Source organism: Pelomonas sp. Root405, from assembly GCF_001425165.1.
Classification (GTDB): domain Bacteria; phylum Pseudomonadota; class Gammaproteobacteria; order Burkholderiales; family Burkholderiaceae_C; genus Pelomonas.
Map to the genome: position 1 here is coordinate 31,832 of NZ_LMDU01000002.1, position 21,743 is coordinate 53,574.

17 protein-coding genes and 1 tRNA gene are annotated in these 21,743 nt (G+C 67.2%); 5 read left to right on the forward strand and 13 right to left on the reverse strand.

Annotated elements, in window-relative coordinates:
- Positions 1–126: 126 nt before the first annotated feature.
- The 3 genes from ASC81_RS07010 to ASC81_RS07020 all read right to left on the reverse strand — a co-directional run bounded on the left by ASC81_RS07010 (position 127) and on the right by ASC81_RS07020 (position 5,992).
- Positions 127–203: transfer RNA gene (locus tag ASC81_RS07010), tRNA-Pro, on the reverse strand.
- Positions 204–218: 15 nt separating this feature from the next.
- The gene (locus tag ASC81_RS07015) at positions 219–3,434 is read right to left on the reverse strand and encodes an exodeoxyribonuclease V subunit beta (RefSeq protein ID WP_056264481.1); all 3,216 of its coding nucleotides are present in this window, start codon (positions 3,432–3,434) and stop codon (positions 219–221) included.
- Positions 3,431–5,992 carry a PD-(D/E)XK nuclease family protein gene (locus ASC81_RS07020; protein WP_162245866.1) on the reverse strand — a complete coding sequence of 854 codons (2,562 nt, stop codon included), beginning with the start codon at positions 5,990–5,992 and terminating at the stop codon, positions 3,431–3,433. Before ASC81_RS07020 ends, ASC81_RS07015 begins: the two co-directional genes overlap by 4 nt.
- A 144-nt stretch (positions 5,993–6,136) precedes the next feature.
- On the opposite strand from ASC81_RS07020, the gene trxA reads away from it, so the two are divergent.
- The 4 genes from trxA (at position 6,137) to ASC81_RS07040 (ending at position 10,164) form a co-directional block, all read left to right on the forward strand.
- Positions 6,137–6,466, forward strand: coding sequence for a thioredoxin TrxA (trxA, locus tag ASC81_RS07025; protein ID WP_056264487.1), 330 nt, complete (start codon positions 6,137–6,139; stop codon positions 6,464–6,466).
- Between the two features lie 243 nt (positions 6,467–6,709).
- Complete coding sequence (gene rho / locus ASC81_RS07030) at positions 6,710–7,975, forward strand: transcription termination factor Rho (protein WP_056264490.1); 1,266 nt, start codon at positions 6,710–6,712, stop codon at positions 7,973–7,975.
- Between the two features lie 139 nt (positions 7,976–8,114).
- Entirely contained in the window at positions 8,115–8,366 is a 252-nt protein-coding gene (locus ASC81_RS07035; RefSeq protein ID WP_056264492.1) for a type B 50S ribosomal protein L31, read from the forward strand.
- 157 nt (positions 8,367–8,523) lie between these two features.
- Positions 8,524–10,164, forward strand: coding sequence for a hypothetical protein (locus ASC81_RS07040; RefSeq protein WP_156391867.1), 1,641 nt, complete (start codon positions 8,524–8,526; stop codon positions 10,162–10,164).
- 8 nt (positions 10,165–10,172) lie between these two features.
- Here the strand turns inward: ASC81_RS07040 and phoR are convergent, their stop codons facing one another.
- From phoR to pstS, 7 genes are all read right to left on the reverse strand, one after another.
- Positions 10,173–11,540, reverse strand: coding sequence for a phosphate regulon sensor histidine kinase PhoR (phoR, locus tag ASC81_RS07045; protein WP_056264498.1), 1,368 nt, complete (start codon positions 11,538–11,540; stop codon positions 10,173–10,175).
- Positions 11,541–11,556: 16 nt separating this feature from the next.
- Positions 11,557–12,258, reverse strand: coding sequence for a phosphate regulon transcriptional regulator PhoB (gene phoB / locus ASC81_RS07050; RefSeq protein ID WP_056264501.1), 702 nt, complete (start codon positions 12,256–12,258; stop codon positions 11,557–11,559).
- Between the two features lie 2 nt (positions 12,259–12,260).
- Complete coding sequence (gene phoU / locus ASC81_RS07055) at positions 12,261–12,968, reverse strand: phosphate signaling complex protein PhoU (protein ID WP_056264504.1); 708 nt, start codon at positions 12,966–12,968, stop codon at positions 12,261–12,263.
- A gap of 14 nt (positions 12,969–12,982) precedes the next feature.
- Positions 12,983–13,768, reverse strand: coding sequence for a phosphate ABC transporter ATP-binding protein PstB (pstB, locus tag ASC81_RS07060; RefSeq protein ID WP_056264509.1), 786 nt, complete (start codon positions 13,766–13,768; stop codon positions 12,983–12,985).
- A gap of 9 nt (positions 13,769–13,777) precedes the next feature.
- Entirely contained in the window at positions 13,778–14,638 is an 861-nt protein-coding gene (pstA, locus tag ASC81_RS07065; protein WP_056264512.1) for a phosphate ABC transporter permease PstA, read from the reverse strand.
- Positions 14,635–15,657, reverse strand: a complete 1,023-nt coding sequence (gene pstC / locus ASC81_RS07070) for a phosphate ABC transporter permease subunit PstC (RefSeq protein WP_056264515.1) — start codon at positions 15,655–15,657, stop codon at positions 14,635–14,637. The genes pstA and pstC overlap by 4 nt, the downstream gene beginning before the upstream one ends.
- An 88-nt stretch (positions 15,658–15,745) precedes the next feature.
- The gene (pstS, locus tag ASC81_RS07075) at positions 15,746–16,786 is read right to left on the reverse strand and encodes a phosphate ABC transporter substrate-binding protein PstS (RefSeq protein ID WP_056264516.1); all 1,041 of its coding nucleotides are present in this window, start codon (positions 16,784–16,786) and stop codon (positions 15,746–15,748) included.
- A 217-nt stretch (positions 16,787–17,003) separates the two neighbouring features.
- On the opposite strand from pstS, the gene ASC81_RS07080 reads away from it, so the two are divergent.
- On the forward strand, positions 17,004–17,483 hold the full coding sequence (locus ASC81_RS07080; protein ID WP_056264518.1) for a fasciclin domain-containing protein: 480 nt from the start codon (positions 17,004–17,006) through the stop codon (positions 17,481–17,483).
- Between the two features lie 62 nt (positions 17,484–17,545).
- Here ASC81_RS07080 and glmM read toward each other — a convergent pair whose 3' ends face one another.
- Genes glmM through ftsH form a run of 3 tightly spaced genes read right to left on the reverse strand, consistent with a single transcriptional unit; the run spans position 17,546 to position 21,690 of the window.
- Complete coding sequence (gene glmM / locus ASC81_RS07085) at positions 17,546–18,877, reverse strand: phosphoglucosamine mutase (RefSeq protein ID WP_056264521.1); 1,332 nt, start codon at positions 18,875–18,877, stop codon at positions 17,546–17,548.
- A gap of 17 nt (positions 18,878–18,894) precedes the next feature.
- A complete protein-coding gene (folP, locus tag ASC81_RS07090; RefSeq protein WP_056264522.1) occupies positions 18,895–19,734 on the reverse strand; it encodes a dihydropteroate synthase in 840 nt (279 codons plus the stop codon).
- Positions 19,735–19,791: 57 nt separating this feature from the next.
- A complete protein-coding gene (ftsH, locus tag ASC81_RS07095; RefSeq protein WP_056264525.1) occupies positions 19,792–21,690 on the reverse strand; it encodes an ATP-dependent zinc metalloprotease FtsH in 1,899 nt (632 codons plus the stop codon).
- Positions 21,691–21,743: the final 53 nt, after the last annotated feature.

Sequence of the window (21,743 nt, forward strand, 5' to 3'; positions counted from 1 at the left end):
GGCATTGTCCCGGCCGACCGCTCGGTCGGACTTTGGGGGATGCCCTCGGATCGAAGCCCCGGGATGAGGGGTTTCAAAAAACAAACCCGCCGTGGCCAGAGCCAGCGGCGGGTTGCTGAAGAGGTTTGGTCGGGGCGGCGGGATTCGAACTCGCGACCCTCTGCTCCCAAAGCAGATGCGCTACCAGGCTGCGCTACGCCCCGAACAAGCTGCGCATTCTATGCGACAGGAATGAATCGTCCCGTGCCGCTGATCAAAGCAGCGCGAATCGGCTCGCCGGGCTGCAGGTTTTGAACCGCCGCGACATAGTCGCGCATCTGCGCCAGATAGGCCGGATCGCGCTCCGGCGTGGCGCCCAGCTTGTAGTCCAGCACCCACCACTGGCCATCGTCCAGCTGCACCAGCCGGTCGATGCGTTGATCGTCGCCGCCCGAACCCACGGCCACCTCGTTGCCGGCCCAGCGCAGCCGCGCTGGGTCGAAGAAGGCGCTGCAGTCAGGGCTGGCGAGGATGGCCTGGGCCGCCTGCGCCAGCTGCTCGCGCGCCTTCTTGTCCAGGCCGAAGGCCTGCGAGGCGGCCGACGTGAGCACGGCCAGCGGCTGGGTCTGGCCCGGTGCCGAGGCCCATTCCAGCACGCGGTGCAGCGCCTCGCCGACACGCGCCTGGCGCTCGTTGCGGGCCGCGCCGTCGCGGGCGGCAACGGGCGCGGGCGGCTGCCAGCGCGGCAGTGGGGCCAAGCGAGGCGGCGCGGCGTCGGCCCGGCCGCCAGTGGCCATCGGGACGGGCCAGCGCCGGGCCAGCGGCTGCAGCCTGGCCCACCAGCTCGTCGCCTGGCTGCGGCTGGGCGTGTGGCTGAGCACCAGTGCCCGCCGCGCCCGCGTCAACGCCACATACAGGCCGTTGAGCTCCTCGCGCTCGCGCTCGGCGCGCTCCTCATCGACCAGGACCTGCAGTGATGGCGGCGGCCTCGCCTCGGAAGCCAGGAATGCAGCGCGGCGCGGCGCTGCCTGCCCCACCGGCCAATCCAGCAGCAGGCCCAGCGTCTCGGCCTTGGGCGGCGCGGCGTCGGTGTCGATCAGGAAGACGATCTCGGCCTCCAGACCCTTGGCCCCGTGGATGGTCAGCAGCTGCACCGCATCGGGCGCGGCGGCCGGCACGAACTTGACGGGGCGGCTCTTCAGCGCACGCACAAAGCCGTAGAGCTGGGCGTAGCGGCCGCCGTCCAGGTCCAGCGCGGCGCGCAGCAAGGCCTGCACGCTCTGCAGCCGAACGGCCGCGTCTGGCGCCGGCACGGCCGCGGCGATGCGCGCGAACAGGTCGCCTTCGTGGACGATGCGGTCCAGCAGCTCGTGCGGTGTGCGTTGGCGCGCCTGCTCGGCCCAGCCGCGCAGCAGCACCTGTGCGCGCGCCATCGCCGGGCTGGGCGACGCGAGGCCCTGCAGGGCGCTCCACCACGACCGCCGCTCGGCAGTTGGTCGCCCCAGCCATTCGGCCGTGCCGGCGGCCTCGGCCAACATCAGCAGGTCCGCCTCATCGGCGCCGAACAGCGGGCTGCGCAGCGCGTGGGCGAGCGACAGGTCATGGCCCGGCGAGGCCAGGACGTCCAGCAGCGCCAGCAGGTCGGCCACGTCGACCATCTCGGCCAGTGGCTGCTCCTCGGGCGCCGCATGCGGCACACCCGCCGCCGTCAACGCCTCGCTCAACTGACGCAGCGGGTCGCGCTTGCGCGCCAGCACGAAGAGATCTCCAGGCTGCAGCTCGGGACGGGCCCGCAGCAAGCCGACGATGGCCGCGCAGACGCGTTCGCATTCGGGCGCTCGGCGGCTGATCTCGGGCTCGCGGCGCGGCTCGGTCAGGCTTGGCCGCCAGCGCAGCGGGTCTGCCTCGGGTGCGGCAGGCGTTGCGACGACCTCGGCATCCAACGACCACAGGCCCGCCATGTCGTCCACGCCGGCCACTTCGGTCGTGTGCAGGCGAAAGCCCTGGTAGGCACCGGCGCGCTGGGCGCTGTCGAAGGCGGCGTTGACGGCGGCCAGCACCTCGGGCGCATTGCGCCGCGTGTGGTCACAGGCCAGGCGCACGCCAGCCAGCCCGTCGCAGACGAAATCCTGCGCTGCCGCGAACACGCGCGGGTCGGCGCGCCGGAAGCGGTAGATGCTCTGCTTGGGGTCGCCGACGATGAAGACCGACAGCGGCGAGCCCGCACCCGCGCCCGCATAGGCCGACAGCCAGCCGTGCAGCGCCTGCCACTGCAGCGGGCTGGTGTCCTGGAACTCGTCGATGAGCAGGTGGCGCACCTGGGCGTCCAAGCGCTGCTGCACCCAGCCGGCCGTCTGCGCATCGGCCAGCAGGGCCAGCGCGCCGCGCTCCAGGTCGTTCATGTCGACCAGGCCGCGCTCGCGCTTGAGTGCCTCGAAGTGGCTCACCAGCACCAGGCTCAGGCGGCGCATCGCGGCGTGCTCGTCGGCGGCGCGCTGCTGGGCGATGGCCGCGCGCAGGCGTTGCAGCTCGTCGCACAGCTCGTCGAGGTCCGAGCAGTCCAGGCCCAACTTGCGAGGCTCGCCCTTCAGCGTGAACAACGCGGCGAAGGCGGCGTCGAAATCCTGCGCCTGCTCCAGCGCCGCGGCAGCATCCTGCGCCTTCTTGCCCTTGGCGGCGCCGAGCAGCCGGGCCAAGCCCTGCAGCGGCTCGCGCAGATGCTCGAAGAAGCGCTCGGGCGTGGTGCCCAGCAGGTCCGCCGCGCCCGGCAGACTGGTCTCCAGCACACCGGCGGCCTCGGCCAGGCGCAGCTCCACGCGCTTGGCAAAGGCGCCCAGCAGCCACTCACGCAGGTTGAAGCGGCCGCGCGATTGCGTCAGCGACTGGAAGTCGGCCCGCAGCGCCTCGTCTGCCAGCACGGCAACGTGGAAGCGCCGCCAGAGCTGCGGCATCAGCTCCGCTTCGTCCTCGATGAGCTTGAGCTCGGGGGCGATGCCCTGGGCCTGCAAAAAGGCCAACGGCGCGGCGCGCAGCAGTTGTGAGAACCAGCCGTGGAAGGTGCGCACCTCCACCGCACGCCCGCCGCGCAACAGCGCGGCCTGCAGCGCCGCGAGCCTGGGGCGCAGCGCGACAGCGTCGGCCTCGGACACGCCGCGCTGGCGCAGCGCTGCAAGCTGCTCGGCCTCGCTCGCATGCGCAAATTCGGCCAGCCATTCGGCCAGGCGCTGCCGCATCTCGCCGGCGGCCTTGCGGGTGAAGGTGATGGCGACGATCTGCTGCGGCTCGGCGCCGGCCAGCAGCGCACGCAGGATGCGCGAGACCAGCATCCAGGTCTTGCCCGCGCCGGCGCAGGCCTCGACGACGATGCTGCGGGACGGGTCGCAGGCCAGCGCGTAGAACTGCTCACGCGGGATGCGCAGGCCGTCGGCCCAGTAGGCGAGTTCGGCGCCGCTCATGTCCAGTCATCCTTCCGGCACAGGCCGCGGGCCTCGCAGTAGTCACAGGTCTTGCCTTCACCGAGGGCGGGCAGCGGAGCGCCATCGCGCATGGCCATCAGGTCGGCTTGCAGACCGTCGCGCAGGGCCAGCGCGGTGTCGCTGACGTCTTCGTGCGGCAGCAGCGCGATGCCCTTGCCGTCGTCGAGCACCAGGTAGGCGGCCTGCAACCCCGTCTCTGCGCCCATCAGCAACGCGTAGGTGGCAAGCTGGGTGTCCTCCAGTTTCGCGGTCACCTTGTCCTTCAGGCCCTTCGCATCGCCGGTCTTGTAGTCCAGCAGCCAGGTCTGGCCCGCGCGGTCGTCATCGATGCGGTCGATGCGGCCTTTGAGCAGCAAGCCGTCCAGCGGCGCGTCGAACGGCTTGCAGTCGCGATCCACCTCGCCGGCCGCATAGCTTTGGCCACGGGCCTCGGCTTCGGCCAGCCAGGCGAGATAGAGCGGCCTCAGCCGCTCGAAGGCGGCGGTGAAGGGCAGGAAGTCGGCCGCATCCAGCCACGCCAGCTCGGCATCGGCCGCGGCGCGCAGGGCGGCATCGTCGTCACCGCCATCACGCGACTCGTGGAAGCGCTTCAGCACGGCGTGCAGCCAGGTGCCGTAGTCGCGCTTGGTCGCCTCCTGCTCCAGCTCGTCGGCTTCGCGCAGGCCGAGCAGCGCACGGCTGAAGAACTGGTAGGGGCAGTTGCGCAGCGCCTCGATGGCGCTGGCGCTGAGGGCCGCCGGCAGGCGCCCCTGGGCGGTTGCAGCGGCGCGGTACTGTGGCCGGCCGCGCGGCGTCAGCAGCTCGCGCTCGTCGACCCAACGGTCCAGGGCACGGCCGCTGGCCAGCCGCTCCAGCAGCGGGCTCGGCGGCAATGGCTCGGCACCGGCGAAGGCACAGCGCAGCAGCGTCAGCACTGGCGCTCGCAACAGTTGCGCAAAGCCCAGGGCTTCGGCCTCTCGGCGGTCAGAAAGGCTGGGCAGGCCCAGTGCGGCCGCGTCGGCATCGGCCAGCAGGCCGGTCTGGGGGTTCACGGGGCCCAGCGTGGCGGCATCTGCGCCTGGCAGCACGATGGCGCCAAACGGCCGCAGCATCGCGCGAGCCAGCGGCGTGATGATCACTTCGGCAGTGCCCGGTTCTTCGGTGGGCTCGAACTGAGCGGCCTCCAGGCTGTCATCCACCCAGGCAAGAAATTCCTCGGGTCGCAGCCGCGTCTGCGCCAGCGCATGTTCATGCGCACTGCCGGCCCAGGGGTTGCGCGAGATCCACAGCGTCTCCAGCAAGGCCTCGCCGCCTTCAACCTCGGCCAGCGAGCCAAGGCCGTTCAGCGCCTGACCCAGGCCCAGCAGCCAGCCACCCAGCGTGCGAGCGCCGCCCGCGAGCGGCTCCAGCTGACAGCGCGCCCGCTGCCAGACTGCGCCGGTAGCAGGCGGCAGAGTGGCCGCGTCGAGCTGGGCGGCCTGGCGCCAGCCGAAGCGGCGGCAGCGGGATTCCAGCCCGTTCAGGCCCCCGACGTCCCAGCCCGCCGTCAGCGGCGACTTCAGCCAGGCCAGCCAGTCGTCCACCACGCCACCCGACAGCGCTGCGCGCAGCAGGGCCATCAGCGCGGCAGCGGCAGGCGTGGTGGCCAGCGTCCAGCCGGTTTCGTCATGCACGGGCACGCCCTGGCGCGCCAGCAGCGCCCGTACGCGGCGGATGGCGACGCGGTCCTGGGCCAGCAGCGCAACCGGCCGGCGGCCGGCATTGAGATGCTGGACAACGGCCGTGGCGGTCTGCTCGGCCAAGGTCTCGAAATCGTCTGCCACTGCCTCCTCCACATGCGCGGCAGGCGTGAAGCCCAGCCAGGCCTGGTCGAGGTCCAGTTCGGCATCCAGGCAAAGAGCCGGCGCGTCGCCCGCGAGCAGGGCCTGGGCCAGCGGGTCGGGCCCACCGGCGCGCAGCCAGATCCAGGCGCTGGGCCGCAGTGCGAACAGCGTGTCCGTGGCGGGTTGGCGGTCATCACTGGCCACCCAGGCCAATGCGACCTGGGCCAAGGCGCGCTCCAACAGGCCGGGGCCGGCGTCCAGAGCGGCGAGCCGCTGTTGCGCGGCACTCAGGAACGCAGGCCGCTCGGTCGGCGGCACCTGGGCCGCGGCGCGGGCCAGCGCCTGGGCGGTGTCGACCAGCCGGGCGAGCGCCACGCGGTAGTCGCGCGCACTGCTGCGCTTGAGCGGCTGCACCCAGCTCTGGTCGGCGAGCAGCCGGTCCGCCGTGAAGACGTCAATGGCGGCATCGCCGGAGAGCTGGTCGGGCGCGGCCAGCGCGGTAGGCGCCAGCGTCGAGGCCAGGCTGCGGCTGGTGGTGATGCGCGGCTGCCAGCCGCCCTGGGCCAGCCATGCGCGGCGCGCCGGCGCGATCTGCTGCGCGAAGGGCAGCAGCAGCACGGCGTCACGCGCGGCGGCGCCCTGCCCCGCCAGCCAGTCGGCGCTGACGGCCGCCACGCGGCGCCAGAACCCGTCGATGTCTTCACCCGGCACGAGGCCCAGCTTCAATGCTTGCAATTCAGGCCTCCCGCCCTCACGTCCTGCCATGTTGCGGTCAACCTCGCGACCGTCCGGACAAAGTGGCTATGTCACAATGATTTTGCCTATTCGGACGGCGCCTTCGCGGCGACCGCCAACCCTTTGAGGCCAAGGAATCCTCCCATGAGCAGCGAACTGATCAAACATGTTTCCGACGCGTCCTTCGACGCCGACGTCATCCAGGCGGGCAAGCCCGTGCTGGTGGACTACTGGGCCGAATGGTGCGGGCCCTGCAAGATGATCGCGCCCATCCTGGACGAGGTCGCCACCGGCTACGGCGACAAGCTGCAGGTCGCCAAGATGAATGTCGACGAGAACCGTGAAGTGCCGGCCAAGTTCGGCATCCGCGGCATCCCGACACTGATGCTGTTCAAGGACGGCCAGCTGGCCGCCACCAAGGTCGGCGCCCTGTCCAAGGCCCAGTTGACCGCCTTCCTCGACGCGAACCTATAATCGCGCCAACTGCTGCGGTGTTGACCGCGCCTCCCGGCGCCTCGCCGCAGCAGCCAAAGCCAACACGCCCCGGGTTCCAAGGAACCCAGCCAGCGTGGTCTCGGCCCCCCTCCCTCCACTTGGTTAGTTGTCGAATCCGCGCCGTTCGCTGTTTGAACGGCCCGTCATTCGCTCAGCATGGGACGGCCGTGGAATCGTCGTTGCGCCTTGGCTGGCGCTGCGACCCCTGACGGGTGTCCACCCATGCATCTTTCCGAACTCAAAGCCCTTCACGTCTCCGCCCTCATCCAGATGGGCGAGGAGCTGGAGATCGACAACGTCACGCGCCTGCGCAAGCAGGAGCTGATGTTCGCCATCATGAAGAAGCGCGCCAAGGCCGGCGAGCAGGTCTTCGGCGATGGCGTGCTTGAAGTGCTGCCCGACGGCTTCGGCTTCCTGCGCTCGATCGAGGCCAGCTACATGGCATCGACGGACGACATCTACCTGTCGCCCAGCCAGATCCGGCGCTTCAACCTGCACACCGGTGACCTGGTGGAAGGTGAAGTGCGCGTCCCCAAGGATGGCGAGCGCTACTTCGCGCTGGTCAAGGTGGACCGCGTCAACAACCAGACGCCGGAGGAGAGCAAGAACAAGATCATGTTCGAGAACCTGACGCCCTTGTTCCCCAAGGAGCAGTTCAAGCTCGAACGCGAAGGCTACAAGGCTGATGAAAACATCACCGGTCGCATCATCGACCTGGTGGCGCCCATCGGCAAAGGCCAGCGCGCGCTGATCGTCTCGCAGCCCAAGACCGGCAAGACCGAGATGATGAAGAGCCTGGCGCATGCGCTGGTGGCCAACCATCCGGACTGCCACCTCATCGTGCTGCTCGTCGACGAGCGCCCCGAGGAAGTGACAGAGATGATCCGCACCGTGCGCGGCGAAGTCATCAGCTCGACCTTCGACGAGCCGGCCGCCCGCCACGTGCAGGTGGCCGAGATGGTCATCGAGCGCGCCAAGCGCCTGGTGGAGCTGAAGAAGGACGTGATCATCCTGCTGGACTCGATCACCCGCCTGGCGCGCGCCTACAACAACGTGCTGCCCAGCTCGGGCAAGGTGCTGACCGGCGGCGTTGACGCCAATGCTCTGCAGCGCCCCAAGCGCTTCTTCGGCGCGGCCCGCAACATCGAGGAAGGCGGCTCGCTGACCATCATCGGCACCGCGCTGATCGACACCGGCTCCAAGATGGACGAGGTCATCTACGAAGAGTTCAAGGGCACCGGCAACTGCGAGATCCACCTGGACCGCCGCATGGCCGAGAAGCGCGTCTACCCTTCGCTGCTGATCAACAAGTCGGGTACGCGCCGCGAGGAGCTGCTGCTCAAGCCCGAGATCCTGCAAAAGAGCTGGATCCTGCGCAAGCTGCTCTACAACATGGACGAGATCGAGGCGATGGAGTTCATCCTCGAGAAGATGAAGGCGTCGAAGAACAACCATGATTTCTTCGACATGATGCGGCGCGGCGGGTAGGCCCGGCACCCAGAATTAGCCAAACCGCAGCGAAGCCCGCTAGAATCGCGGGTTTTCCGCCCAGACAACCTTCGGAAAGTGCGTCGCCATCGCTATGAAGCTTTGCGGCGTGGCTCCCGACCAGACCTAAGAGGTTCCCATGAAAGAAGGCATTCACCCGAACTACCGCGACGTCGTCTTCGTCGACCAGTCCAACGGTTTCCAGTTCGTGACGCGCTCGACGCTGCAGACCAAGGAATCCATCGAGATCGATGGCAAGAAGATGCCGCTGGTGAAGCTGGAAACCACCAGCGAGTCGCATCCCTTCTACACGGGCACGCAAAAGAGCATCGACAACCTCGGTGGTCGCGTCGAGAAGTTCCGCAACAAGTTTGCCCACCTCAAGAAGTAAGCGGCTTGGCGGCTTGTGCCGCGTCAACCCACAAGGGGCAGCTCAGGCTGCCCTTTTGTTTTTCTCGTCCCAATAAGACGCTGGGCGTGAAGCCGCCCTGCCATTGCGGCCCTCTTTTGACGGCATCATGCCGCCCGGCTCCATCGAACTTCAGCGCGTGAACCTCCCCACTCCCGCCATCGTCGCCGAGCGCGGCGTCGAACGCCTGCCGCGGCTGGCGCTGCTGCTGCTGTGCGCCGCCTATGTGCTGCCGGGCATCTTCGGCCGTGACCCCTGGCGAAGCGCCGACCTGAGCGCCTTTGGCTTCATGGCCAGCATTGCCCAGGGTCACGCACCCTGGTGGCAGCCCGCCATCGCCGGCATCCCTGCCGAAGGCGGCCCCCTGCCCTACTGGCTGGGTGCACTGGCGATCAAGGTCCTGCCCTTTCTGGACGCGCCCGTCGCTGCCCGGCTGCCTTATGCGCTGGTGCTCGTCGGTGTTCTCGTGGCCGTCTGGTATGCCTGCTTCCACCTGGCGCGCACGGATGCCGCCCAGCCGGTGGCTTTCGCCTTTGGGGGCGAGGCGCAGGCGGTCGACTACGCGCGCGCGCTGGCCGATGGCGCGCTGCTGGCGCTGATGGCCTCGCTGGGCCTGCTGCAACTGGGCCACGAGACGACACCCGAGCTGATGCAGTTGCTGGGCGTGTCCGTGTTCATCTACGGACTTGCCGCAGCGCCCTACCGACGCCGCCGCTCGCGGCTGGCCGTGCTGCTGTCGCTGCCGGTGCTGGCCGCCAGCGATGCCCCCACGGTAGCCTGCGCATTGGGCCTGCTGGGCGTTCTGCTCAACCACCGCTCCAGCTATGCGGAGGCCAAAGATCAGCGTGTCTGGCTGTTGGGCGCATTGACGCTGGCCGTGCTGGCCGCCTGGGCCTTTGACGGCTGGGCATGGCGCGCGCGAACAGGCCTGGATGTCGCCTCCTTTCTCAGCCTGCTGGCCTGGTTCTGCTGGCCGTCCGGGCCACTGGCGCTTTGGACGCTGTGGCGCTGGCGCCGCCATGGCCTGAGGCGCCACATCACGGTACCGGCCATCGCCTTGCTGGTCCCGCTGGCTGCCTGTATTGGCATGGAAGGCTCTGACCGCGCGCTGCTGCTGGCCCTGCCTTCGCTGGCGATCCTGGCTGCCTTTGCGCTGCCGACGCTGACCCGCGGTTTTTCGGCCGCGGTGGACTGGTTCTCGGTGTTCTTCTTCAGCGCGGCGGCGCTGTTCTTCTGGCTCTACTACCTGTCCATGCACACCGGTTGGCCGCCGCGGCCGCTGGCGAACCTGCGTCGCCTGGCTGAAGGCTTCGAGCCTCGCTTCAGCCTGATGGCGCTGCTGCTGGCCATCGCTGCCACGGTGGCCTGGCTGGCGCTGGTTCGCTGGCGCACGGCCAGGCACCGTCATGCGCTCTGGAAAAGCCTGGCTCTTCCCGCAGGCGGTGTGGCGCTGGGCTGGTTGCTGGTGATGAGCCTGCTGCTGCCGCCGCTGGACTACGCGCGCAGCATGGCGCCCCTGGTGGCGCGGCTGAAGCTGCGCATGCCCGCGGATACCAACTGCCTGGCTGCGGCGGGCCAGAACCTCGCAACCCTGGCCGCGCTGGAATGGCATGGTGGCTGGCAGGTCCGCGGCCGCGGCTCGCTGGATTCATCTGGCTGTAGCCACGCCGTCATCAGCGCCGGCCAACCGACGCCGGCGGGCTGGCAGGTGATGGCCCAGGTGAAGCGCCCGACGGACCGCCGCGGCAGCGCCGGGTTGGTGCTACTGCGGAGGCTTTGACGGCGACGTCAGTGGTCGGACAGGACCGCACCGCTGAACGCGGCTTCGTCGCCCAGGGCTGAATCGTTTTCCTGACGCACTCGCGCGGCCGGGAACACCAGGCGGAAGCGCGAGCCCTTGCCGACATCGCTCTGGATCATCAGCTCGCCGCCATGGCGCTGCATGACGTGCTTGACGATCGACAGCCCCAGGCCCGTGCCGCCGGTCTCGCGCGAGCGGCTGCCATCGACACGGTAGAAGCGCTCAGTCAGCCGCGGGATGTGTTCGCGCGCGATGCCCAGGCCGGTGTCGGCGACGGCCAGTTCGCCGCTGCCGCCATCGAGCAGCCGCCAGGCCACCTCGATCTCGCCGCCGTCCGGCGTATAGCGGACCGCGTTGTTGACGAGGTTGGCGATGGCACTGAGCAGTTCGCTCTCGATGCCGGCCAGTTCGACATGGGTCTGGGCCCTCAGGTGCAGCTGATGTCGTCCGGCCGACAGCGCTTCTGCGTCGGCGGCGATGCGCAGCAGCATGCTGTCGAGGGATACCCAACGGTCCGGTGCCGGCCGTGGGCTGCCCTCAAGCTGGGCCAGCGTCAGCAGGTCGGCCACCAGGGTCTGCATGCGCTGCGTCTGCTGGTTCATCAGGACCAGCACGCGCTCGCGCTCCACCGCCGTCAGCGGCAACGAATGCATGGTTTCGATGAAGCCTGACAGCACGGTCAACGGCGTGCGGATCTCGTGCGACACATTGGCGACGAAATCGCGCCGCATCGCCTCGGAACGCACCCGCTCGGTGATGTCGAGCGACAGCACCAGCCGCATGCCCTCGCCGTACTCGCGCACGATGATGGACAGCGTGCCCGGGCCGCGGCCATTGCCAAGCACCAGCGCTTCGGCAAAATTGCCCGCTTGCAGGTAGGCCACGAAGGCCGGCGCGCGCACGAGGTTGGTGATGCGCTGGCGCAGGTCGCGCTGCGGGTCCAGCGAGAAGTGATCGGCCGCGACGCGGTTGCACCAGACGATCTGCTCGTGCGAGTCCAGCATCAGCACGCCGTTGGGTGACGCCTCGATGGCAGACAGGAACTGGTCCAGCTCCAGCCGTCCGCGCGCCACGGCGCGTTCACGGTCACGAACCGCGCGCTCTACGCGATAGCCCAGCTCACCCCACAGGCCGGTGTCGCGCGGCGCGTTGTCGAGCTGATTGCTGCGCAGCCAGTTCAACAGCCGGTTGCCACGCACTGCGTCCAACAGCAACACAAGGGCAACGCCCGCCGTGACCGCCGTTCCGAGACCCAGGCTGCCGATGCCCGTGACCTTTTCGACCACCACACCAACGAAAAATCCGAACAGCGCGGCCCCAAGGGCCATCAGCAGCCGAGGTAGCAACCAGGTCATGTACTGCCGATGGGCCTCAAGCGGAGAGCGCGCTGCTCTGTTGTGTCAGCCGGTAGCCCGCACCGCGGACGGTTTCGATCATGCGCGCGCATTGCACCCGCTCCAGCGCCTCGCGCAGCCGCTTGACATGGACGTCGATGGTGCGTTCCTCGATGAAGACATGGTCGCCCCAGACACGGTCCAGCAATTGCGAGCGGCTGTGCACGCGCTCGGGGTGCGTCATCAAGAAATGCAGCAGGCGGAACTCGGTCGGACCGAGCTTGACCTCGGTGCCATCCCGGCTGACGCGGCGCGTGCCCGGGTCCAACAGCAAGGGGCCCACTTCAACCGCACTGTCCAGCGCCTCGGGCGCCTTGCGGCGCAGCACGGCGCGGATGCGGGCCAGCAGCTCATTGGTCGAGAACGGCTTGGCGACATAGTCGTCGGCACCGGCGTCCAGCCCGGCGACCTTGTCGGCTTCCTCGGCGCGCGCCGTCAGCATGATGATCGGCAGCTCCTTGGTCCGGGACGCGCCGCGCCATTGGCGGGCGAGCGCCACGCCGCTTTGGCCCGGCAGCATCCAGTCCAGCACGACCAGGTCGGGCAGCACGCGGTCGACCTCGTATTGCGCCGCGCTCGCGGTACCTGCCAGCGTGACCTCGAAACCCGCGTGGCGCAGATTGATGGAGATGAGTTCGGCGATGGCCGATTCGTCTTCGACGACAAGAATCCGGCTCATGTTCAACGCACCATCGTTTCGACGGCTTCGGGACTGTTGTGCCGCACGTCCTGGCCCTTGACCACGTAGATGACGACCTCGGCCAGGTTCTTGGCATGGTCGCCGACACGTTCGATGGCCTTGGCTACGAACACCAGGTCGATGGACGACGAGATCGTGCGCGGGTCTTCCATCATGTAGGTGATGAGCTTGCGCAGCAGGCCGTCAAACTCCTTGTCGATGGCGTCGTCGTGCTTGAGCACATCGAGCGCGCGCTCGACATCCAGGCGGGCGAAGGCGTCCAGCGCCTTGCGCAGCTGGGCGGTGGCCAGTTCGGCTTCGAAGCTGAGGTCGGACATCGGCACGCGCAGGCGGCTCGACACGCCGCTGGCCACCAGGCGCTGCACGGTGCGGGCGATGCGCGCGGCCTCGTCGCCGACGCGCTCGAGGTTGGCGATACTCTTGGAAATCGCGATCAGCAGGCGCAGGTCGCGGGCCGTCGGCTGGCGGCGCGCGATGATGGTCGAGAGATCGTGGTCGATCTCGACTTCCATCGTGTTGACGCGGCCTTCGCGCGCCAGCACTTCATCCGCCGACTCGGGGCTGAAGTCCTTGAGCGCCTGCACGGCCTGGGCCACCTGGGCTTCCACCAGGCCACCCATTTCCAGCACGCGAGTCGAAATGCCGCTGAGTTCAGCGTCGAACTGGGTCGAGAGATGCTTGTCCACCATACCGTCCTCCTTGATCAGCCGAAGCGGCCGGTGATGTAGTCCTCGGTGTCCTTGCGCTTGGGCTTCATGAAGAGCTCAGCGGTGGGACCGAATTCAATCAGGTCGCCCAGGTACATATAGGCGGTGTAGTCGGAGCAGCGCGCAGCCTGCTGCATGTTGTGCGTGACGATGGCCACCGTGTAGTCGGTCTTGAGCTCATGGATGAGCTCTTCGATCTTGCCGGTCGAGATGGGGTCCAGCGCCGAGCACGGCTCGTCGAGCAGCAACACCTCGGGCTTGATCGCGATACCGCGTGCGATGCACAGGCGCTGCTGCTGGCCGCCGGAGAGGCCCGAGCCACTCTGGTTCAGCTTGTCCTTCACCTCGCCCCACAGCGCCGCCTTCTTCAGCGCCCATTCGACGCGCTCATCCATCTCCACGCGCGGCAGCGTCTCGAACAGGCGCACGCCGAAGGCAATGTTGTCGTAGATGGACATCGGGAACGGCGTGGGCTTCTGGAAGACCATGCCGATCTTGGCGCGCACCAGCGAGACGTCTTCGCCGCTGGACAGGATGTCCTCGCCATCCAGCAGGATCTGGCCCTCGGCGCGCTGCTCAGGGTAAAGCTCGAACATGCGGTTCAACGTGCGCAACAGCGTCGATTTGCCGCAGCCCGACGGGCCGATGAAGGCGGTGACCTTCTTCTCCGGGATGTCGAGATTGATGTTCTTCAGCGCGTGGAAACTGCCGTAGTAGAAGTTCAGGTTGCGCACCGCGAGCTTGGCTCGCTCGCCCACGGGCGTTTCGATCTTGGCGTCCATGGTCAATCCTTAATGTTTGTTCTTGAAGAGCACGCGGGCGAGGATGTTCAGCAGCAGCACGCCGACGGTGATCAGGAAGACGCCGGCCCAGGCCAGCTTCTGCCAGTTCTCGTACGGACTCATCGCGAACTTGAAGATGGTCACCGGCAGGCTCGCCATCGGTGAGCTGAGGTCGTTGGTCCAGAACTGGTTGGACAGCGCGGTGAACAGCAACGGCGCCGTCTCGCCGGACACCCGTGCCAGGGCCAGCAGGATGCCGGTGATGACGCCTGCGCTGGCCGCCTTCAGCGTGACGGACATGATGACCTTCCACTTGGGCGTGCCCAGGGCATAGGCCGCTTCGCGCAACGCGTTGGGTATCAGGCTGAGCATGTTCTCCGTCGTGCGGATGACCACCGGAATCACCAGCAGCGCCAGCGCCAGCGAGCCAGCGAACCCGGAAAAACTCTTGAGCTTGGCGACCACGACTGCGTAGACGAACAGGCCGACGACGATGGACGGCGCGGACAGCAGGATGTCGTTGATGAAACGCACCACGCTGCCCAGCAAGGTCTTCTGGCCGTACTCGGCCAGGTAGACACCGGCCAAGATGCCGATGGGCGTGCCCAGCAGCGTGGCCACGCCAACCATCACGAAGCTGCCGAAAATGGCATTCGCAAGACCGCCGCCCTCGCCCTGCGGCGGCGGCGTCATCTCGGTGAAGGTGGCCAGGTTGAGGCCGCCGATGCCGAGATAGACGGTCTCGAACAGGATCCAGATCAGCCAGAACACGCCGAAGCTCATCGCTCCCAGCGACAGCGCCAGCGCGACGAAGTTCATGCGCTTGCGCTTGGCATGCATGGCCAGACGGCCGGCATCGATTGAGCTCATGTGCGGGTTCCTTCGCTCTTCTTGAGCTGGGCGAGCAGCAGCTTGGAAACGGTCAACACGATGAAGGTAATCAGGAAGAGCACCAGGCCGAGATACATCAGCGATGCCTGGTGCAGGCCTTCACCCGCTTCGGCGAACTCGTTGGCCAGCGTCGAGGTGATGCTGTTGGCCGCCTCGAAAACCGAGAGCGAGTTCAACTGGTTCATGTTGCCGATGACGAAAGTGACCGCCATCGTCTCGCCGAGCGCCCGCCCGAGCCCGAGCATGATGCCGCCGACGACACCGGTCTTGGTGTAAGGCAGCACGACCTTGGAGACGACCTCCCAGGTCGTCGCGCCCAGGCCATAGGCGCTTTCCTTGAGCATCGGCGGCGTGACCTCGAAAACGTCCCGCATCACCGAGGCGATGAAGGGAATGATCATGATCGCCAGGATGATGCCCGCCGACAGGATGCCGATGCCGACCGGCGGCCCCGAGAAAAAGGCGCCGAGGTAGGGCACGCCACCGAAGGCGGCCTGCAGGGGCGCCTGCACATAGGTGGCCAGGATGGGGCCAAAGACCAGCAGGCCCCACATGCCGTAGACGATGGACGGCACGGCAGCGAGCAGTTCGATGGCCGTACCGAGCGGGCGCTTCAGCCACTTGGGCGACATCTCGGTCAGGAAGATCGCGATGCCGAAGCTGACCGGCACGGCAATCAAGAGCGCGATGAAGGAGCTGGCCAGCGTGCCGTAGATCATCACCAGCCCGCCGAACTTCTCCTGCACCGGGTCCCATTCCGTGCTGGTCAGGAAACCGAGGCCAAAAGCCTCCAGGGCCGGTGCAGCACCGACGATCAGCGAACCGATGATGCCGGCCATCAGGGCCAGCGTCAGCCACGCAGCGCCCTGCGACAAGGCGGCGAACAAAGCGTCTGCCCATGGGGCGACGCGGCGGCGCTTGGGCTGAGGGTTCATCGGCGCGGTCTGCGGCTTGCTTCTATCGACGCCGGCGTCGCCGGCTGGAAGGATGGCTGCCAAGGAACCTCCGAAAGGTCATGTCACAAGAAAGGGCGCTGCGGACATGGCAAAGCCCGGCAAGGGCCGGGCTCTGCCTCGCGCCCCGTGTTTACTGGAATGCGATGGGCTTGCCGGCAGCGTCCTTGATCTGGCCGGCCCACTGCTTGCGCACCAGGTCCTTCACCAGGTCGGGCAGCGGCACGTAGTCGAGCTCATCAGCCATCTTGTCGCCATTCTTGTAGACCCAGTCGAAGAACTTCAGCGTCGCCGCGGCGCTCGCCGGCTTCTCCTGGGACTTGTACATGAGGATGTAGGTCGGGTTGGTGATGGGCCAGGCATCCTTGCCCGGCTGCTCTGTCGTGATCTGGTAGAAGGTCTTGCTCCAGTCAGCGCCGGCTGCGGCGGCCTTGAAGGCCGTGTCGCTGGGGGGCACGAACTGGCCGTCCTTGTTGCGCAGCAGGGTGTAGGTCATCTTGTTCTGCTTCACATAGGCGTACTCGACGTAGCCGATGGAGTTGGGCAGGCGTTGCACGAAAGCGGCGACGCCTTCATTGCCCTTGCCGCCGGCACCAGCCGGCCAGTTCACCGCTGTACCCTCGCCAACCTTGGTCTTCCATTCTTCGCTGACCTTGGACAGGTAGTTGGTGAAGATGAAGGTCGTCCCCGAACCATCGGCGCGACGCACGACGGCGATGGCGGCATCAGGCAGCGGGACGCCGGGGTTGAGCGCGGCGACCGCAGCGTCATTCCACTTCGTGATCTTGCCGAGGTAGATGTCGGCCAACAAGGCGCCAGTCAGCTTGAGCTGGCCCGGGGCAATGCCCTTGACATTGATGACGGGCACGACGCCGCCGACGACAGTGGGGAACTGCACCATGCCGTCCTTGGCCAAGTCTTCGTCCTTCAGCGGCATGTCAGACGCGCCGAAGTCGACCGTCTTGGCCTTGATCTGGCGAATGCCGGCACCGGAGCCGACGGATTGGTAGTTGATGCGGACACCGGTGGCCTTGTTGTAGGCATCGGCCCACTTGGCATAGATGGGCGCCGGGAAGGTGGCACCGGCACCGGTCACATCCTGAGCAAAAGCCGCTTGAGCGCCGAACAGACCTGCGACGAGCGCAAGAGACTTGCTGACCTGGACAAAGTTCATCTGAGACACCTTCCGCGAGCGGTTTTGACAATGACGGCATCCTAGGGACTCAATGTGACGATTCGGTGACCGTCACGTCATGCATGCGGCCATTGGACCGTGAGAAGGCGCCACTGGGAAGACGCCTGAAGCGCTTTATGACATCGTCATTTGAGCTTCACGTGACGGTCATATTGAGCTTCTAGAGTGCGTCTGCCCTTGTTCTGGAGCTTTTTACATGATCCGTCGCTCAACCCTGATCGCCCTTGCGGGCAGCGCGCTGCTGGCTGCTTGCGCCACCACCCCCGCGCCGGCTCCTTTGGCCGACACGCTGGCCCGCGAGCCTCAGCTCAGCACCTTCAACCGCCTGGTGGCCCAGGCCGGCCTGGCCGAGGACCTGCGCGCTGCCGGTCCGGTGACGGTGTTCGCACCGAGCGACGAAGCCTTCAAGGCCGTGCCAGCCAAGACAATGGAAGCGCTGGCGGCGGACCGCGCGCAACTCAAGGCGGTGCTGAGCCATCACATCATCGACGGCCGCATGGCCGCCGCCGATGTGAAGCAGGGCTCTGCCAAATCGCGTCAAGGCAGCACGGTAGCGCTGGCCAGGGCCGGCAGCTTCATCACCATCGAAGACGCCGTGGTGCAGCAGGCCGATATCACCGCGACCAATGGCGTCGCCCATGTTGTCGACCGCGTGCTGATGCCGCCGAAGAAGTAATCACGGGGCATGCCCAAAAAGCAAGGCCGCCTCCAGGGCGGCCTTTGTTTTGGCGAGACGGTTCAGGCGGCGACGGCTTCCGCCAGGCGCTGGGCACAGCGCTGCGCCAAGCCGGCGTCCGAGGCTTCCACCATCACGCGCAGCAATGGCTCCGTGCCCGAGGCGCGGATGAGAATGCGCCCCCTGTCACCGAGTTCGGCCGTCACGGCGGTCTGCTCCTCCGCCAGACGCCTGTTGGTCTTCCAGTCCTGGCCTGATTGCAGGCGGACATTGATCAGGGTCTGCGGGAAGAGATCCACGCCTTGCAACTGCTCGGCAAGGCTGCGACCGCTGCGGCAGACCGATTGCAGCACCAGCAAGGCGCTGACGATGCCATCGCCGGTGGTGTGCTTGTCCAGCGCCAGCAGATGGCCGGAGCCCTCGCCGCCCAGCTGCCAGCCGCGTGCGGCCAGCTCTTCCAGCACATAGCGGTCACCGACCTTGGCGCGCACGAACTCGACATCGCGCGAGCGCAGCGCCAGCTCGACAGCCATGTTCGTCATCAGCGTGCCGACGGCGCCAGGCACGCGCAGGCCCTGGCTCAGGCGGTCCGCCACCATCACGTATAGCAGCTCGTCGCCGTTGTAGAGGCGCCCGTTGGCGTCAACCAGCTGAAGACGGTCGGCGTCACCGTCGAGCGCCACGCCGTAGTCGGCGCCATGGGCCTTGACCGCCTCAACCAGCGCACCTGGCGCCGTCGCGCCGAAACCGGCGTTGATGTTGAAGCCATCGGGCTTGCAGCCGATCGAGATGACCTCAGCGCCCAGCTCGTGAAAAACGTCCGGGGCGACGTGATAGGCCGCGCCGTTCGCGGCGTCGACAACGATCTTGAGTCCCTTGAGCGTCAGGTCGGAGCCGAAGCTGTTCTTGCAGAACTCGATATAGCGGCCGCGCGCGTCTTCCAGGCGCTTGGCGCGGCCCAGGCTGGCCGAGTCCACCCACTGCGGCGCCTCTTCGAGTGCGGCCTCCACCGCCAGTTCCCAGGCATCGGGCAGCTTCTCGCCCTTGGCCGAGAAGAATTTGATGCCGTTGTCCGCAAACGGGTTGTGCGATGCACTGATGACGACCCCCAGGTCCTGGCGCAGCGCCCGCGTCAGGTAAGCAACGCCAGGCGTTGGCAACGGGCCGGTCAGCAGCACGTTGACGCCCGCCGACGCGAAGCCGGCTTCAAGCGCGGACTCGATCATGTAGCCGGAAATGCGCGTGTCCTTGCCGATCAGGACGGTCGGGCGTTTGGCCGACTTGCTCAAGACCCTGCCCACCGCATGGCCCAGGCGCATCATGAAGTCGGGCGTGATCGGGCCCTGGCCCACCGTGCCTCGAATGCCGTCGGTTCCAAAATACTTGCGGCCCATCGAGCTCTTTCTTGTGTTCAGTGGGGTGGAATTGTCGCCGCATCGACGGCGGCCCAGACCTTGAGCGCGTCCACCATCGGCGCGACATCGTGCACGCGCAGCAGCTTCGCGCCGGCGCTGACGGCCCGCAGACCCGCCGCCAGACTGGCAGCCAGGCGCTGGTCGACCGCCCGGCCGGTGATGTCACCCAGCGTGCGCTTGCGCGACCAGCCGACCAGCAGCGGGTAGCCCAGTTCGGTCAGGCGCTGCTGGCCGGCGAGCAGACTCAGGTTGTGCTCTGCGTTCTTGGCAAAGCCATAGCCGGGGTCGAGGACGATGGCGTCAGCCGGAATGCCAGCGTCCCGTGCGGCCTGGGCACGTTGAGCGAGAAAGGCGCCCACCTCAGCCACCACATCGCCATAGACCGCCAGGTCCATCATCGACGCCGGCTCACCACGCATATGCATCAGGCAGACGCCGGCACCGCTACCGGCAACGGCAGCCAGCGCACCGGGCGACTGCAGGGCTTGCACGTCGTTGATGATGTCCGCACCGGCATCCAGCGCGCGTTGCATGACCACCGGCTTGCAGGTATCCACCGAGACCGGCACACCCATCTGGATGGCCGCAGCCAGCACATCGGCAATGCGCGCCCATTCCGCCTCGGCGTCGACCCGGGGGGCGCCCGGCCGCGTGGACTCACCGCCGATGTCGAGAATGTCGGCGCCCTCGGCGACCAGGCGCTCGCAATGCGTGATTGCCGTGCGCGTGTCGCCGTGGCTGCCGCCGTCCGAGAAGGAGTCTGGGGTCAGATTGACGATGCCCATCACCCGCGGACGGGTCAGATCGATGCGGGAGCGGCAGGTCTGCCAGTGCATGGGGCGGAATGGAAAACGGGCCCGACTGGATGGCCGGGCCCGTTGATGGGGTGGAGATCAGGCGGCGGCTGGCGCGCCGTCGGTGCTGACAGGCGGCGTGCCGCCCGTCGGACCGCTGGGCGTCGTCGGCTTGTCGTCAGGCGCACGCGGCGGCCGGCCGGCCATGATGTCCAGGATCTGGTCGCGGTCGATGGTTTCCCACTTCATCAGCGCCTCGGTCATCGCCTCGACCTTGTCGCGGTTGTCCTCGAGGATCTTCTGGGCCACGGCGTACTGCTGGTCGAGGATGCGGCGGATCTCACTGTCAACCTTCTGCTGCGTGGTCTCGCTGATGTTGGCCGTCTTGGTCATGCTGCGGCCGAGGAAGACTTCGCCTTCATTCTCGGCATACACCATTGGGCCCAGCGCTTCGCTCATGCCGTAACGTGTCACCATGTCGCGGGCCATGCGAGTGGCGCGCTCGTAGTCGTTGGAGGCACCGGTGGAGATGTCGTGGACGAACAGGTCCTCGGCAATGCGGCCGCCAAACATGATGCTGATGCTGTTGAGCATCTGCTTGAAGTACAGGCTGTGCTGGTCACGCTCGGGCAACTGCCAGGTCACGCCCAGCGCGCGGCCGCGCGGCATGATGGTGACCTTGTGAACGGGGTCGGTGCCCGGCAGCACTTCCGCCACCACGGCATGGCCGGCCTCGTGATAGGCAGTCGCGCGCTTCTCGTCCTCGGTCATGACCATGCTTTTGCGCTCGGGGCCCATGTAGAGCTTGTCCTTGGCGCGCTCGAAGTCGTTCATCTCGACCAGCCGGCCACCGCGGCGCGCAGCGAACAACGCAGCCTCGTTAACGAGGTTGGCCAGGTCCGCACCGCTCATGCCGGGCGTACCGCGGGCCAGGATGGACGCGTTGACGTCCTGGCCGATGGGCACCTTGCGCATGTGCACGTTGAGGATCTGCTCGCGGCCACGAATGTCGGGCAGCGTGACGTAGACCTGGCGGTCGAAGCGGCCCGGACGCAGCAGCGCGGGGTCCAGGATGTCGGGGCGGTTGGTGGCCGCGATGACGATGACGCCGAGGTTGGTCTCGAAGCCGTCCATCTCGACCAACATCTGGTTCAGCGTCTGCTCGCGCTCGTCGTTGCCGCCGCCGAGGCCGGCACCGCGGTGGCGACCGACCGCGTCGATTTCATCGATGAAGATGATGCACGGTGCGCTCTTCTTGGCCTGTTCGAACATGTCGCGCACGCGGGCCGCGCCGACGCCGACGAACATTTCAACGAAGTCGGAGCCCGAGATCGTGAAGAAGGGCACCTTGGCTTCGCCGGCGATGGACTTGGCCAGCAGCGTCTTGCCGGTGCCCGGAGGGCCGACCATCAACACGCCGCGCGGAATGCGGCCGCCGAGCTTCTGGAACTTCTGCGGGTCCTTCAGGAAGTCGACCAGTTCCTTGACCTCTTCCTTGGCCTCATCGCAACCGGCGACGTCGGCGAAGGTGATGTTGTTGCTGGCCTCATCCAGCATGCGCGCTTTCGACTTGCCGAAACTGAACGCCCCGCCTTTGCCGCCTCCCTGCATCTGGCGCATGAAGTACACCCAGACGCCGATCAGCAACAGCATTGGCGTCCAGTTGATCAGCATGCTGACGAGGAAGCTTTGCTCCTCGCGCGGCTTGATGTCGAACTTCACGCCATTGGCGCGCAGGTCCCCGACAAGGCCGCGGTCCTGGTAAGTGGCGAGCGTGCGCAGCTTGTTGCCGTCGGTGTCTTCGGCGTAGATGTCGCCGGTGATGCCATCCGGCAGCGTGGCGGACTTGATCCGGTTGGCCTGAACAAGGTCCAGGAATTCCGAATAAGTCACCTGCTTACCAGGTGCGGTTGTTCCGCCGAACTGTTTGACGACCGTGAACAGCACGAGGGCGATCACGATCCAGACGGCGAACTTAGAAAACCATTGATTGTTCACTGCGACTCCTTGGCCCTGATGGCCCGGCACGGGTTTCAGGACAGTGGGGGCGA

What these genes read in the sequence shown, in the direction of transcription:
- folP (WP_056264522.1), bottom strand. Translation starts at nt 19,734, where the DNA reads ATGCACTGGCAGACCTGCCGCTCCCGCATCGATCTGACCCGTCCGCGG.
- phoU (WP_056264504.1), bottom strand. Translation starts at nt 12,968, where the DNA reads ATGGTGGACAAGCATCTCTCGACCCAGTTCGACGCTGAACTCAGCGGC.
- trxA (WP_056264487.1), top strand. Translation starts at nt 6,137, where the DNA reads ATGAGCAGCGAACTGATCAAACATGTTTCCGACGCGTCCTTCGACGCC.
- pstS (WP_056264516.1), bottom strand. Translation starts at nt 16,786, where the DNA reads ATGAACTTTGTCCAGGTCAGCAAGTCTCTTGCGCTCGTCGCAGGTCTG.
- phoB (WP_056264501.1), bottom strand. Translation starts at nt 12,258, where the DNA reads ATGAGCCGGATTCTTGTCGTCGAAGACGAATCGGCCATCGCCGAACTC.
- phoR (WP_056264498.1), bottom strand. Translation starts at nt 11,540, where the DNA reads ATGACCTGGTTGCTACCTCGGCTGCTGATGGCCCTTGGGGCCGCGCTG.
- ASC81_RS07015 (WP_056264481.1), bottom strand. Translation starts at nt 3,434, where the DNA reads ATGAGCGGCGCCGAACTCGCCTACTGGGCCGACGGCCTGCGCATCCCG.
- pstB (WP_056264509.1), bottom strand. Translation starts at nt 13,768, where the DNA reads ATGGACGCCAAGATCGAAACGCCCGTGGGCGAGCGAGCCAAGCTCGCG.
- pstA (WP_056264512.1), bottom strand. Translation starts at nt 14,638, where the DNA reads ATGAGCTCAATCGATGCCGGCCGTCTGGCCATGCATGCCAAGCGCAAG.
- ASC81_RS07080 (WP_056264518.1), top strand. Translation starts at nt 17,004, where the DNA reads ATGATCCGTCGCTCAACCCTGATCGCCCTTGCGGGCAGCGCGCTGCTG.
- rho (WP_056264490.1), top strand. Translation starts at nt 6,710, where the DNA reads ATGCATCTTTCCGAACTCAAAGCCCTTCACGTCTCCGCCCTCATCCAG.
- ASC81_RS07035 (WP_056264492.1), top strand. Translation starts at nt 8,115, where the DNA reads ATGAAAGAAGGCATTCACCCGAACTACCGCGACGTCGTCTTCGTCGAC.
- glmM (WP_056264521.1), bottom strand. Translation starts at nt 18,877, where the DNA reads ATGGGCCGCAAGTATTTTGGAACCGACGGCATTCGAGGCACGGTGGGC.